Origin of the sequence: Sphingobium sp. RSMS, from assembly GCF_005406185.4 — a bacterium.
Classification (GTDB): Bacteria; Pseudomonadota; Alphaproteobacteria; order Sphingomonadales; family Sphingomonadaceae; genus Sphingobium; species Sphingobium fuliginis.
Genome location: NZ_CM191258.1, coordinates 1,115,492 through 1,128,883 on the forward strand (window position 1 = coordinate 1,115,492; position 13,392 = coordinate 1,128,883).

Consider the following 13,392-nt stretch of genomic DNA (forward strand, 5'->3'; position numbering starts at 1 on the left):
GCGGCAAGGGTCAGGATCTTGACCTTACGCCGCCAATCGCAGGCAGTTGCGTCCGCTATGCTTGGCGTTGTAGAGCGCCTTGTCCGCGGCCTCCAGCACGGCCTGCCCCTCGCTCTGGCCGCCCAGCGCCACCAGTCCCGCGCTGAACGTCACCGGGATCACCTCGCCCGAATCGATCTGCACCGGATGGGCCGTGACCATTTCGCGCAGCCTTTCGCAGATCATGCTCGCCCGCACGACGTCGGTGCCGCTCAGCAGGATGGCGAATTCCTCCCCGCCCAGACGGCCGATGCTGTCGACGCTGCGCAGTCCGGGACGCAACCGCTCGACGAAGCCCGCCAGCACGCGGTCGCCCGCGCCATGGCCGTAGCCGTCGTTGACCGCCTTGAAATGATCGATGTCGATCAGCAGCAGGCAGGCCCGCGCGCCATGCCGGACGCGCAGCATCTCCTCCTCCAGCTTTTCGAGGAAGGCCCGGCGGCTGTCCGCCCCGGTCAGCGAATCCAGCGCCGCCACCTGCTGAAGCGCGCGTTGCCGCGCCTTGTGCCGGGACATGTCGCGGATCGTGCTGACAAGGCCGGTGGGCAGGCCGCGCTCGTCGACCACGGCGCGGGCCACCATCTCGCACCAGTCGCTGCCTTGCGCGGAAATGAAGGGGCGGAATTCCACCGTCTGCACCTCGCCCGGCTGCTCCAGCGCCCGGTCCAGCGTCGCGATCACCTGTTCCCGGTCCGCCGGGTCGACCAGATTGGCCGCGTCCTGCCCGACCAGCAGTTCCGGCGCGCAGCCGATCTGTTCGGCCGCCGCGGGGGAGGCATATTCGATCACGCCGCCAACGCTGATGTTGAGCACCACGTCGCCGCTATTTTCCGCAATGGCGCGATAGCGGGCCTCGCTTTCCTGCAACATCTGGAACAGGCGGCGGCGGCTGTTCAGCTCCGCAGCGATCGGCATCGACAGCAGGAAACTGAAGGCCAGGAAGAGCTGGAAGAACTGCATCCGCTCGCCCAGCGTGCCGGGGATCATGTACAGCGGCCCATGACCGGTCATGGTCGCCATGCCGCCGATGATGGCCAGGATCATGACCGAAGCCGCCGCGCCCAGATTGCCCAGGCGGAAGACCATCGCGACCATCGGCAGCAGCAGCGCGAACAGCATCGGATAGCGCGCCGCGTAGAAGACGAAGGCGGTCGCCAGCGCGAACAGCAGCAGCAGCGCCAGCGCTTCCCACTTGCCCCTGCGCGAAGTCTGGCCGAACCAGCGCCGCAATTCGCCCTGCATCAGCATCATCAGGATCGGCGTGCAGGTCAGCGCGCCCAGCACATGCCCGGTATACCATTGCAGCAGCGATGCGCCGAAGGACACCGTCGTCAGCGCCGACGCGACAGTGGCGGCGGCCAGGCCCGCGATCAGATTGGCCGGACCGCACAGCGCCAGGATGAAGACGAACAGCGGCTGCATCGAACCGGCGAACTTCCCGCCTCGCGCGAAGCGGCGGCAGATCAACGCGACGATCAGCGCTTCCAGCAGGTTGATGCCCGCCATCGGCACGGCGGCGAGCGTCCCCATCCCCCACAGCGCGGTCGACAGCGCGCTGGCCATGCCGCAGGCGATCAGCGCCCACGGCCAGGAAGCGGTTCGCGATGTCAGCAGATAGGCCATCAACAGCGCGTTGGCGCCCCAGATGAAGGCCAATCCCCCTTCGAATCGTGAACTGGCAAGCGCCAGCGACGCCGCCAGGAAATAGGCGCAACCCAGGGCAACCGGTTCCACGCGGGAAGAAGGATGTCGAAGAGACGTCTGCATGTTCGCCCCGCCCTAGACGCTTATCGTTAAGATATACTCACGATGATGATTTTACACAGGGGAAAATCATGCCGACGCCAGCAATGCCTGCCATCGCCCCAGCCTTTCGCCTCTGACATCGTCCGGCAGGGCCGGGGCGAAGCTTCGCCGTTCCGCCCCCATGGCCCCCGCCGCCTCGGCAAGGGAGGGAAACAGGCCCGCGCCCACCGCCGCCAGCATCGCCGCGCCCCGGGCGGTCGTCTCCACATCGGCGGGGCGATCCACGCGCAGCTGCAGAATGTCCGCCAGGTCCTGCGCGATCCAGTCATTGGCGCTCATTCCTCCGTCGATGCACAGGGCGCGCCAGGGCATGCCGTCGGCCGCGAATGCGCCAGCCAGGTCGTGAAGCTGGTGCGACAGCGATTCGAGCGCCGCGCGCACGATATGCGCCCGCTTCGTGCCCAGCGTCAGGCCATGGATCGCCCCCCTGGCGTCGGCGCGCCAGTGCGGCGCGCCCAGCCCCGCCAGCGCGGGCAGCATGGCGACGCCGCCGCTGTCCGGCACCGAACGGGCCATCGCTTCGCTTTCCTCCGCCGTTGCGATCAGGCGCAGTTCGTCGCGCAGCCACTGGATCAGGCTGCCCGCGACGAACAGCGACCCTTCCAGCGCATAGCTCGTCTCGCCCGGCAATCGACAGAGCAATGTGCCGAGCAGGCGGTGCCGCGATACCGGCACGCTACTCCCCATATGGGCAAGGACGAAGGCGCCGGTGCCCAATGTCGCCTTGGCGTCGCCGGGGGTCAGGCAGGCCTGGCCGATGGTCGCCGCCTGCTGATCCCCCATCAGTCCCCGGATCGGGATCGGCCGGCCGAACCATTGGTCCTGCGTCTCGCCAAAGGGGCCGATATTGTCGACGATCTCCGGCAGCGCATGCGGCGGCACGCCGAACAGGTCGCACAGCCCCCGGTCCCAATCGGCGGCGTCGAGCGCCATCAACTGGGTGCGGCTGGCGTTGCTGGCATCGCTGACATGCAGGCCGCCGGTCAGCTTCCACATCAGCCAGCTTTCGACCGTGCCGAAGGCCAGCGCGCTGCCCGCCGCCGCCACGGCGGGCGCATGATCGAGCAGCCAGCGCATCTTCGTCGCGGAGAAATAGGGATCGATCACCAGCCCCGTCCGCCGCTGGATCGCCTCCTCCTTGCCCGCCTCGCGCAGGGCGGCGCAATGATCGGCGGTGCGGCGGTCCTGCCAGACGATGGCGGGGGCCAGCGGCTCGCCCGTCCGCCGGTCCCACGCGACCACGGTCTCGCGCTGGTTGGTGATGCCGATGGCGGCGACACGGTCGGCCCCGCCCGCCAGCGCCACCATGTCGCGCGCGCAGGCCAGGGTCCTGTCCCAGATCTCCGCCGCATCATGCTCGACCCAGCCGGGCCGCGGATAATATTGGCTGAGGTCCGCCTGCGCCATGCCCAGCCGCCGCCCGTCCGGCGCATAGAGCATGGCCCGCGTCGACGTCGTGCCCTCGTCCAGCACCAATATCGGCCGTTCGCTCATGCCTTCTCCCCCAGCCATTCCCGGACATGCGCGGTCTGGCGCGCATCCAGACGCAGCCCCAGCTTCGTCCGGCGCCATAATATGTCGTCGGCCGTCATCGCCCATTCCCGCGCCACCAGATAGCGCAGCTCCGCCTCGGTCAGGCCATGACCGAAATGCGCGCCCAGCGCCGCCATGTCCCGCGCCCCGTCCAGCCACTCCCAGGCGCGGGTGCCATAGGCGCAGGCGATCCGCTCCGCCGAGGCATAGTCCAGGAAAGGATAGTCGCAGCCCAGGTCCGCGATCAGCCGGTCGCGCCCCTGCATCGGGAAGTCGCCGCCCGGCAGCGCCGCCTTCGCGGTCCAGTCGCCGCCCGACAGGCTGGGGAGAAAGGGCTTCAGCATCGCCACCGCCTCCGCGGCGAGGTGGCGGTAGGTGGTGATCTTGCCGCCGAACAGGCTCAGCAGCGGCGCCTCTCCGTCCGGCGCATCAAGCTCCAGCCGATAGCCGCGCGTCGCCGCCTCCGGTCTTCCCGAACCGTCGTCGACCAACGGGCGGACCCCGGCATAGGACCACAGCACATCCTGCGGCGCGATGCTCTTCCGGAAATAACGGTTCGCCCCTTCGCAGAGATAGGCGATCTCGTCGGGATCGGGCCGGACATCGTCGACCGGTCCCCGATGATCGCGATCCGTGGTGCCGATCAGGGTGAAGTCCCGCTCATAGGGCAGCGCAAAGAAGATGCGGCCATCGGGCAGTTGGAAGAAATAGGCGAAGCCATGGTCGAACAGGCGCGGCACGACGATATGCGATCCGCGCACCAGCCGCATGTGGCGGTCCGTTTCGCCATGGGCGCGATGGAGCAGGTCCAGCGCCAGCGGCCCGGCGGCGTTGACCACGGCGCGCGCGCGGAAGCGCGGCATCGTTCCGTCCGCCGCCCGCGCATATATGGTCCAGCCGCCGCTTTCCCGTTCCAGCCGCCGCACCTCCGTCCGGCTGTGCACCTCCGCGCCCCGGTCGGCGGCATCGCGGGCGTTCAGGATGACCAGGCGCGCATCGTCCACCCAGCCGTCGGAATAGACGAAGGCCGTGCCGAAGCCGGTTTTCAGGGGCCGGCCCGCCGGATGACGGCGCAGGTCGACGCTCTCGGTCGGCGGCAGGGCGCGTCGGCCGCCGATATGGTCATAGAGGAAGAGGCCAAGCCGCAGCATCCAGCGCGGCCGCAGCCCCGGCACCCAGGGCAGCACGAAGCGCAACGGATGGACGATATGCGGCGCGATCGCCCAGAGCCGCTCGCGCTCCGCCAGCGATTCGCGCACCAGCCCGAATTCCCGATGCTCCAGATAGCGCAGCCCGCCATGGATCAGCTTGGTGGAGGCGGAGGAGGTGCCCTGCGCCAGATCGCCGCGCTCCAGCAGCAGCACCCGCGCACCCCGACCGGCCGCATCGCGCGCCACGCCGCAGCCGTTGACGCCGCCGCCGATCACGGCAAGATCATGGGCCGCCGGGTCCTTATCCCTTGTCACGCCGCCACCCTAGCGCGCTTCGGGGACGGGGGGAACCGAAACGGACCCGCCCCGGACAAGAGGCCGGTTCCGATGCTAGAGCCAATCGACATTCAGCCCTGACGGCTTGCAAATGACGCTTTTCCGTGCTTCCGGTGCTCACATACCTTGAGTAGGCTGCGCGCCGGGTCACGGAAAACCACCATTTTCGGCTCGTCATCATCTGAATGTCGATTGGCCCTAGTCGGCATCCGGATCGCGGAAATTGAGCCGGCGGGTCACGGTATAGTCCAGCACGCCGACCAGGAAATAGCTGATCCACTGCTTGACCAGCGTCGGCAGGCTGCGCTGGGCGCGGTGCGTTTCCAGCGTGATCTGGCGGCTTTGCGCGACCCGCCGGTCGATCAGGGCGCGCATATCCTGCGCGAAACCGGCGTCCTCGACGCGCAGCATGATCTCCAGGTTGAGGAACAGGCTGCGCATGTCGAAATTGGCCGATCCGATATAGACCGCGTCGTCCACCACGATCAGCTTCATGTGCAGCTTGCAGGGCTGATATTCCCATATCTCCACCCCGCGCCTCAGCAGCGGGCCATAGAGCAGGCGGGCCGCCGCGACGGTCGCGCCATTGTCGGACCTGGAGGGCAGTACGAGGCGCGACCCCTTTCGCCGCGCCGCCCGGGCGATGCGCTTCAGCATGCCGCGACCCGGCGAGAAATAGGCCTCCACCATGTCGAGCCGCCGCGCCCGCTCAAGGTCATGCTTCACAAGCTGCGCCCAGGGACTGAGCCGGCGGGTGGGACCGCCGATCACCCAGCGCATCGGCTCGCCCGGCGCGGTGTGGAGAGGGCTGTGCCAGTTGCGCACCATGCGGCGCAGCGTGCGGAATCGCTGCTTGCGCGTCGACACCCAGCGCCAGAGCTGGCCGTACCAGCTTGTCATCGCCTGCACCTGCGGCCCTTCCACCAGCAGGCCCAGGTCGTGCCAGCAATCCTCCGCCGGAATCCCGAAATAGCCGTCCTCGACGTTGAAGCCGCCCGTCAGCAGCCGCCGGTCGTCGGCGATCGCCAGCTTCTGATGGTTGCGGATCAGGTAGCGCGTCGAGCGCCGCGCCCCGAAGCGGCCGAAATGCCCGCCCGCCGCCACCAGCGGATCGAAGAAGGCAAGCGGCGTCGATCCCGATCCGAAGGCGTCGATCATCAGCGTGACCGCAACGCCGCGCCCCCGCGCCGCGATCAGCCGGTCGAGGATGAGTTGCCCGCTGCCGTCGGCGGCGAAGATATAATAATAAAGCTTCAGGCTCTCCCGCGCGCCGTCGATCAGGTCGACCAGGGCCTGCCGCAACGCCGGTCCCGTCTCGATCACGCGCAGGCGGTCGGCGTGCAGCGACAGGCCGATCTGTCCCTCGCCCTCCCACCCGCCATCACCCGGCCCTGCCTGCTGGATGCTCGCCATATTCCGTTCATGCCCGCATTCGGGGCGGCTGGCCACAGTTTATGGGCTTTTCATTGACTCTTAAGGCCTGCGCTGTTAGGCGCGCATTTCACCATTTCTCTTGGTTCAGGAGCGCCCGTTTGGCCCGCGTTACCGTCGAAGATTGCGTCGACAAGGTTACCAACCGTTTTGACCTCGTCCTGCTTGCCGCGCAGCGCGCCCGTGAGATTTCGGGCGGCGCCGAGCTGACTCTGGACCGTGATCGCGATAAAAATCCCGTCGTCGCCCTGCGCGAGATCGCGGAAGAGACCGTCCTGCCGGTGGATCTGCATGATTCGCTCGTCGCCTCGCTGCAGAAGGTGCAGATCGATGACGACGACACGCCGGACGAAATCGGCTCGATCGCCCAGTCGGCGGAGGCCCTGCGCCTGACCGCCGCCGCCCCGCCGCGCAACCAGAATATCGGCGGCGACTACGACGGCTGATCCAGTCACCAGTTTGGAGAGGGAATGAGGCCCGGCCTGCGCAAGCAGGACCGGGCCTCACCGTTTTGGATGCAGCTGGGCATGGCGTGCTTGGCCAATTGTCGCCACGGGTCGGTATGGCTCCTGCGAAGGCAGTGGCTCAGCGCCGCTTCCCGGGACTGCCTTGTGCGATCAGCCTCTAATGGGCCAAAACTCTCCTCCGAATGCCGGCGCAGCCGCCATTTCAGGGAACCGCCACGATCCCCCACGGCGCCGCCCCCACCGGGATCGTTCCCGTGACCTCGCCCCTGGCCAGATCGATCACGCTCACATTGTCCGAAAGGCCATTGGCCGCATAGGCCCGCGCCCCGTCGCCGCTGACCGCGACATGCCACACCCGCTTGCCCACGGGAACATAGGCGCGCACCTTGCGGCTCGCCACGTCGACCAGCGCGACATGATCCGCCCGCCCCAACGCCACCACCGCCGTCCGGCCGTCCGGCGTGAAACGGATGCCGCAGGGCAATATGCGATGCTCCGCCACGCCCGGAATGGCGAAATGCAGGGTCTCCACCACCTTGCGGGAGGCCGTATCGACGATCTGCACCGTCCCGCCCACCTCCGCCGCGACCCACAGCTGCGCGCCATCGCCCGTGAACTCCACATGCCGCGGGCGCAGGTCGACGGGCGTCGCGTCGATCATCTCCTTCTTCGCCACATCGACCCAGTTGACGACATTCTCCTCCTCCGAAGTCACCGCGACCCACCGGCCGTCCGGGCTTTGCGCCACGCCCTCGGGCTCGCCGCCGACGTCGACCTGGAAGGCGACGGTCCGGTTCGCCAGGTCGATGGCGGTCAGCGCAGCATTGTCCTCATTGGCGACGAACAGCGTCCCGCCATCGCGCGAGAGGAAGAATTGCTCCGGGTCCTCCCCGGACGGCAGCTCCGCCACGACCTTCCCCGTCGCCCGCTCGATCACCTGCACCGCATGATCTGTCGATGCGCAGAGATAGATATATCTGCCGTCCTTCGACACGGTGATCCCCCGTGGCCGGCCGCCGACCGCCCAGGTCGCGATCACCTTCGCGCTGGCCGCATCGATCACGGTGACGCTGTTGCCCCGCTCGTTGGAGACATAGAGCGTCTCCGCCCACGCGCTCACTGGCTGCGCGCTCATCGGAACCAGCATCAACCCCGCCAGAATGATGCGCTTCATATGCCCCGATCCTCTCCGCCGTGCCTCGTTATGCGTCATGTTCCTGCGCATAAGCGCTTATGGCTCTATAGCGCGCACAGCGTCACCGGGATTGTACCAACGGCCAATAGGGACGCAAAGCGCGCTGCCCTACACTCGCCCCAATCAATTCGGGTGAGGATTTCGAGCATGAATCTGGGACGCATTTCGCTGCTGGGCGCCATCGCCATATTGGGCGCGACCATGGCAACCGGCCTGATGGCGCACGGCAATGTGACGCCACAGGCCGTCGACACCTCCGCCCTGCCGGACATTGGCGAGGAATGGCTTGCGAAAAACCCCTATAGCGGCAATGCCAAGGCGATAGAGATCGGCCAGTCCGCCTATGGCCAGAATTGCGCCCGCTGCCATGGGCTCGACGCGGAAAGCGGCGGCATCGCGCCCGACCTGCGCTATCTCGAACAGGGCGAATCGGGCGACCAGTGGTTCGTCGAACGCTTCCGCCACGGCTCCAGCCATGATGGGAAGGTCTATATGCCGCCCTTCGGCGACGTGCTGGGCCAGAAGGCCGGCTGGGCGATCCGCGCCTGGCTCGAAACCAAGTTCCAGGGCTAAAGGCCATGCTCAGCCGGCGTGGCCTGATCGGCGGAGCGGGCGCGGCGATGGCGCTGGGGCTTTGCCCCGGCATGACCCACGCCGCGCCGCTGGGCAAGGTCAAGGAACTGGGCGTGCTGCGCGTGGTGGTCTACAAGGACAACCGCCCCTGGTCCTGGGAGGAGGGCGGGAAACTGGTCGGCCTCGACGCCGACCTGGCGAGCGCCATTGCCGGGAAACTGGGCGTGCGCGCCGACCTCGCCCAGCTCGTAGCGGATGAAAGCGCCGACGACGATCTGCGCCATGGCGTGTGGAAGGGCGGGCTGCTGGGCTTCGCGCCGGGCGACCTGATGTTGCACGTCCCCTTCGACCGGACCTTCGCCGCCCGCAACGACCAGGTGGCGATCATCGCGCCCTATTATCGCGAAAGCTTCCGTTTTGCGGGTACGCAAAACGCCATCGATCTGGAAGCGCCGCCCACCGGCTGGCGCGGGCACAGGCTGGCGGCCGAACTCGACTCCATCCCCGATTTCTACCTGATCGGCTCCTTCGGCGGCATATTGGCGAAGGATGTGGCGCATTATCCCAGCGGCTCCGACGCGGTCGCGGCGGTGGCGGCGGGCAAGGCGGACGCCGTGCTCGCCAGCCGCGCCCAGATCGAGGAAGGGCTGCACCGCGGCGCGAAGGGCCTCACCCTGCGCAAGGGGCCGCTGCCCGCCTTCACCTCGCCCGGCTGGGACATCGGCATGGCGGTCAAGGAAAACAGCCGCACATTGGGCGATGCGGTGGAGGAGATTGTCGCCGCCATGGCCGCAAGCGGCGAGATGAAGGCGCTGTTCGCCACCTATGGCGTGCAGTGGACGCCCGCGCTGGCGGCAGGATGAACCCTGCCCTTTCCCTCCTCTGGAGGGGAAGGAGCCAAAAACGGAAGGACCGACCCAAGGTCCAATTGCTGCGCACAACGGGTGCAATAATCTGAAACAGTCGGGGGCGCGGAGCACGCCCTTTCAACAGAGGGAGGATGGAATGAAAGGACGTTTGACGCGAGCCCTGTCCGGCGCCGCGATCCTGGGCCTGGCGATTGCCGCCGCGCCATTGCTGGCCGAAGGCCCCACCGATGCGGACCTGATGAACGACGCGGCGACGCCCGGCGACGTCCTGACCTATGGCATGGGTCCGCAGGCGCAGCGCTTCAGCCCGCTGAAGGCAATCAACGCCTCCAACGTCGCGAAGCTGGTCCCCGCCTTCGCCTCCTCGCTCGGCGGGGAAAAGCAGCGCGGGCAGGAAGCGCAGCCGATCGTCTATGACGGCACCATCTACGTCACCGGCAGCTATTCGCGCCTCTTCGCCTTCGATGCGCGCACCGGCGAGGAAAAGTGGCAATATGACGCCCGCCTGCCCGAAGCGATCATGCCCTGTTGCGACGTGGTGAACCGGGGCGCGGCGATCTATGGCGACAAGATCATCTTCGCCACGCTGGACGCGCACATGGTCGCGCTCAACCGCCACACCGGCAAGGTCATCTGGAACAAGCAGACCGCCGATTATCAGGCGGGCTATTCCGCCACCGCCGCGCCGATGATCGTCAAGGGCAAGGTGATCTACGGCAACTCCGGCGGCGAATTCGGCATCACCGGCGCAGTGGAGGCCCGCGACGTCAACACCGGCGAACTGATCTGGCGCCGCCCGACGATCGAGGGCAATATGGGCACCCTCAACGGCAAGGATAACGGCATCACCGGCAAGACCAACGCCAGTTGGCAGGGCGACCTGTGGAAGACCGGCGGCGGCGCGACCTGGCTGGGCGGCACCTATGATCCGGAAACCAACCTGCTCTTCTTCGGCACCGGCAACCCCGCGCCCTGGAACAGCCATCTGCGCCCCGGCGACAATCTCTACACCAGTTCCACGCTGGCCATCGACCCCGACACCGGCGTCATCAAATGGCATTTCCAGACGACCCCGCATGATGGCTGGGACTTCGACGGCGTCAACGAATTCATCCCCTTCGACGCCACGATCAACGGCAAGCCGATGAAGCTGGGCGCGAAGGCCGACCGCAACGGCTATTTCTTCGTTCTGGACCGCACCAACGGCAAGTTCATCAGCGCCAACAAGTTCGTCGCGCAGACGACCTGGGCCAATGGCTTCAACAAAAATGGCCGTCCGAACTATAACGACGCCAACCGTCCCGGCGCGCCGGGCGAAGCGGCCAAGGGCCAGTCGGTCTTCGCCAGCCCCAGCTTCCTGGGGGGAAAGAACTGGATGCCCATGGCCTACAGCCAGGACACCGGCCTCTTCTACATTCCGTCCAACGACTGGGGCATGGACATCTGGAACGAGCCCATCGCCTACAAGAAGGGCGCGGCCTATCTGGGCGCCGGCTTCACCATTAAGCCCATTGCCGAGGATCATATCGGCGCGCTGCGCGCCATGGACCCCAAGACCGGCAAGATCGTCTGGGAATATAAGAACAAGGCGCCGCTCTGGGGCGGGGTGCTCTCGACGGCGGGCAACCTGGTCTTCACCGGCACGCCGGAGGGGTATCTGAAAGCCTTCGACGCGAAGACGGGCCAGGAATTGTGGAAGTTCCAGACCGGCTCCGGCGTGGTGGGCAGCCCCGTCACCTGGGAACAGGATGGCGAGCAATATGTGGCGGTGATGTCCGGCTGGGGCGGCGCGGTGCCGCTCTGGGGCGGCGAAGTCGCCAAGAGCTTCAAGGACATAAACCAGGGCGGCGCGCTCTGGGTGTTCAAGCTGCCCAGATAAGAGGACAAGAACGATGATCGTCATGGGACGCGGCAACCACATGCACTCCATTCCGGCGGTTCCGCCCGGCGCGATGCGGCTTGCCACGGCCCATGACTTGTCCGATGATCCGGGTCGAGGGGTGGGCCAGTATATGGGTGGCGAGGCAATCATGGAGCGGGTGCTGATCGTCGACGATCACCCCCTCGTGCGCGACGGGCTGCGCAGCGTGATCGCGATCAGCTTCGACAATTGCGACATCTTCGAGGCGGCAAGCATGGACGAGGCCGTCTCGCTGCTGGAGAAGCAGGATAATTTCGACCTCATCCTGCTCGACCTCAACATTCCCGACGTCCGCCGCCTGGACGGCCTGAAACTGCTGCGGGACCGTTTCCCGATCCTGCCGGTGGTGATGGTGTCGGGCGCCTTCGACCGCGCCATCGTGCAGGAGGCGCTGGCCGCCGGCGCGGCGGGCTTCATTCCCAAATCGCTGAAGCGCAGCGCCATCGTCGATGCGCTCCATCGGGTGGTGTCGGGCGAAATCTATCTGCCGGAGGCCATGGGAGAGAATGTCGCGCCCACGGCGGAGGAGGATGAGATCGCCCGCCGCATCGACAGCCTGACGCCGCAGCAGAAGACGGTGCTGGCGCATCTGGTGCGCGGGCGGCTGAACAAGCAGATCGCGCACGATCTGGGCGTGTCGATGACCACGATCAAGGCGCATGTCTCCGCCATCCTCCAGAAGCTGGGCGTGCTCAGCCGCACCCAGGCGGTGATCAAGGCCAATCAGGTGCATTTCCGCGCCGATTGAGCCCTTTTCCCCGATTTCTTCCCTTCTTCTCCAGCCGGTGGCCGGTTGTGTCGCCGCCCGGCGTCGGGCAGGATGGCGAAATGGTGGAGGCGACAGGGCAATGAGCGTCACGGTCCGGAAGGCGACGGTCGGGGATGCGGCCGCCATCGCCGCCATCTATGCGCACCATGTCCTGCACGGCACCGCCAGCTACGAGCTCGTGCCGCCGTCCGTTGCGGAGACAGTGGCCAGGATCGAGCGCGTGACCGGCCGGGGCTGGCCCTTCCTCGCGGCGTGCGACGGGGCGGAGGTGGTCGGCTATTGCTATGCGACGCAGTTCCGCGACCGGCCCGCTTATGCCTTTGCGTGCGAAAACAGCATCTATGTGGCGCAGGACCGGCGCGGCGGCGGCATCGGCCGGGCGCTGCTCGATGCCCTGCTGGACGCGGCCGGGGCTTTCGGCTTCCGCCAGATGGTGGCGGTGATCGGCGGCGGCGAACCCGCTTCGGTCGCGCTCCACGCCGCCTGCGGCTTCCGGCAGGTGGGCCGCCTCACCGGCATGGGCTGGAAGGCGGGCCGCTGGCTCGACACCGTCTACATGCAGATCGCGCTGGGCGGCGGCAATGCCACCGCGCCCGACGCCGCCCGGCCGTAACCGCGCGGCGGAGGGGGCAGCCGGGGCGATTGGTTATCGGCCGCAAATCTGCTATTCCTGATCCTATCGACGGCATTGGCCAGACCCGCCGCCCGCCCTTGTGCCGGCACCCGTTCCCGGCACCGCGCACGACGCCCCCCTGACCCATGTCCGCGGGCACAGGCCGATGGAGGATGTCATGGCGATTTCCCAAAGATTGCGCGGCTATATGGACCGCTGCGGCACCAGCTTCGACGAATGGCCGCATGAACCCTCGGCGGAGATGGCGCGGGCGGCGCAGGCGGCGCATGTCCCCGGCCGGCAGGTGGCGAAAGCGGTGCTGGTGCAGGCCGGCGACGAATATCTGCTGGCCGTCCTGCCCTCCTCCAAGCATGTCAGCTTCAACTTCCTGCAGCAATGGCTGGCCCGCGACGTCTCGCTGGCGGAGGAACATACGACCGCGGCGCTGTTCCCCGACTGCGAACTGGGCGCGCTTCCGCCGGTCGGCGCGGCCTATGGGCTGAAGACGATCATCGACGACGACATGCTGATGGATCAGGATGTCTGGTTCGAGGGCGGCGACCATCACACCCTCGTTCATATGAATGCGGAAAACTGGCGGCGGCTGCAAAAGGGCTCCGGGCATTTCGCGTTCAGTATTTAGAGAGGAAGGGGTGCCCCCTCCCGCGGCGGGAGGGGAGTCATGGTCC

Annotated in this window: 12 protein-coding genes; 7 read left to right on the top strand and 5 right to left on the bottom strand. The window is 67.2% G+C overall.

Annotated elements, in window-relative coordinates:
* Positions 1–24: 24 nt before the first annotated feature.
* The 4 genes from EGM87_RS23120 to EGM87_RS23135 all read right to left on the bottom strand — a co-directional run bounded on the left by EGM87_RS23120 (position 25) and on the right by EGM87_RS23135 (position 6,278).
* A complete protein-coding gene (locus tag EGM87_RS23120) occupies positions 25–1,806 on the bottom strand; it encodes a sensor domain-containing diguanylate cyclase (RefSeq protein ID WP_025549454.1) in 1,782 nt (593 codons plus the stop codon).
* Positions 1,807–1,872: 66 nt separating this feature from the next.
* Complete coding sequence (locus tag EGM87_RS23125; RefSeq protein WP_044661021.1) at positions 1,873–3,339, bottom strand: FGGY family carbohydrate kinase; 1,467 nt, start codon at positions 3,337–3,339, stop codon at positions 1,873–1,875.
* The gene (locus EGM87_RS23130; RefSeq protein WP_025549455.1) at positions 3,336–4,844 is read right to left on the bottom strand and encodes a glycerol-3-phosphate dehydrogenase; all 1,509 of its coding nucleotides are present in this window, start codon (positions 4,842–4,844) and stop codon (positions 3,336–3,338) included. Before EGM87_RS23130 ends, EGM87_RS23125 begins: the two co-directional genes overlap by 4 nt.
* A gap of 219 nt (positions 4,845–5,063) precedes the next feature.
* Positions 5,064–6,278: a phospholipase D-like domain-containing protein gene (locus EGM87_RS23135; RefSeq protein ID WP_025551366.1), complete on the bottom strand. Its 1,215-nt coding sequence runs from the start codon at positions 6,276–6,278 to the stop codon at positions 5,064–5,066.
* A 119-nt stretch (positions 6,279–6,397) separates the two neighbouring features.
* Between EGM87_RS23135 and rpoZ the strand changes: the two genes are divergently transcribed.
* A complete protein-coding gene (gene rpoZ, locus EGM87_RS23140) occupies positions 6,398–6,742 on the top strand; it encodes a DNA-directed RNA polymerase subunit omega (protein ID WP_007688625.1) in 345 nt (114 codons plus the stop codon).
* Positions 6,743–6,965: 223 nt separating this feature from the next.
* Here the strand turns inward: rpoZ and EGM87_RS23145 are convergent, their stop codons facing one another.
* Positions 6,966–7,937 (bottom strand): PQQ-dependent catabolism-associated beta-propeller protein, encoded by a 972-nt coding sequence (locus tag EGM87_RS23145; protein WP_025551364.1) that lies wholly within the window; start codon positions 7,935–7,937, stop codon positions 6,966–6,968.
* A 168-nt stretch (positions 7,938–8,105) separates the two neighbouring features.
* On the opposite strand from EGM87_RS23145, the gene pedF reads away from it, so the two are divergent.
* The 6 genes from pedF to EGM87_RS23175 all read left to right on the top strand — a co-directional run bounded on the left by pedF (position 8,106) and on the right by EGM87_RS23175 (position 13,346).
* Positions 8,106–8,531, top strand: coding sequence for a cytochrome c-550 PedF (pedF, locus tag EGM87_RS23150; RefSeq protein WP_137708692.1), 426 nt, complete (start codon positions 8,106–8,108; stop codon positions 8,529–8,531).
* Between the two features lie 5 nt (positions 8,532–8,536).
* Positions 8,537–9,394: a substrate-binding periplasmic protein gene (locus EGM87_RS23155; RefSeq protein ID WP_025551360.1), complete on the top strand. Its 858-nt coding sequence runs from the start codon at positions 8,537–8,539 to the stop codon at positions 9,392–9,394.
* Between the two features lie 142 nt (positions 9,395–9,536).
* Positions 9,537–11,279 carry a methanol/ethanol family PQQ-dependent dehydrogenase gene (locus EGM87_RS23160; protein ID WP_044661020.1) on the top strand — a complete coding sequence of 581 codons (1,743 nt, stop codon included), beginning with the start codon at positions 9,537–9,539 and terminating at the stop codon, positions 11,277–11,279.
* A 13-nt stretch (positions 11,280–11,292) separates the two neighbouring features.
* Entirely contained in the window at positions 11,293–12,069 is a 777-nt protein-coding gene (locus EGM87_RS23165) for a response regulator (protein WP_025551358.1), read from the top strand.
* Between the two features lie 100 nt (positions 12,070–12,169).
* On the top strand, positions 12,170–12,703 hold the full coding sequence (locus EGM87_RS23170) for a GNAT family N-acetyltransferase (RefSeq protein WP_025551356.1): 534 nt from the start codon (positions 12,170–12,172) through the stop codon (positions 12,701–12,703).
* A gap of 178 nt (positions 12,704–12,881) precedes the next feature.
* Entirely contained in the window at positions 12,882–13,346 is a 465-nt protein-coding gene (locus EGM87_RS23175) for an aminoacyl-tRNA deacylase (protein ID WP_025551354.1), read from the top strand.
* Positions 13,347–13,392: the final 46 nt, after the last annotated feature.

Coding starts and splice junctions, on each gene's coding strand:
- pedF (WP_137708692.1), top strand. CDS start 8,106: ATGAATCTGGGACGCATTTCGCTGCTGGGCGCCATCGCCATATTGGGC.
- EGM87_RS23135 (WP_025551366.1), bottom strand. CDS start 6,278: ATGGCGAGCATCCAGCAGGCAGGGCCGGGTGATGGCGGGTGGGAGGGC.
- EGM87_RS23160 (WP_044661020.1), top strand. CDS start 9,537: ATGAAAGGACGTTTGACGCGAGCCCTGTCCGGCGCCGCGATCCTGGGC.
- EGM87_RS23170 (WP_025551356.1), top strand. CDS start 12,170: ATGAGCGTCACGGTCCGGAAGGCGACGGTCGGGGATGCGGCCGCCATC.
- EGM87_RS23145 (WP_025551364.1), bottom strand. CDS start 7,937: ATGAAGCGCATCATTCTGGCGGGGTTGATGCTGGTTCCGATGAGCGCG.
- EGM87_RS23125 (WP_044661021.1), bottom strand. CDS start 3,339: ATGAGCGAACGGCCGATATTGGTGCTGGACGAGGGCACGACGTCGACG.
- EGM87_RS23120 (WP_025549454.1), bottom strand. CDS start 1,806: ATGCAGACGTCTCTTCGACATCCTTCTTCCCGCGTGGAACCGGTTGCC.
- EGM87_RS23175 (WP_025551354.1), top strand. CDS start 12,882: ATGGCGATTTCCCAAAGATTGCGCGGCTATATGGACCGCTGCGGCACC.
- EGM87_RS23155 (WP_025551360.1), top strand. CDS start 8,537: ATGCTCAGCCGGCGTGGCCTGATCGGCGGAGCGGGCGCGGCGATGGCG.
- EGM87_RS23165 (WP_025551358.1), top strand. CDS start 11,293: ATGATCGTCATGGGACGCGGCAACCACATGCACTCCATTCCGGCGGTT.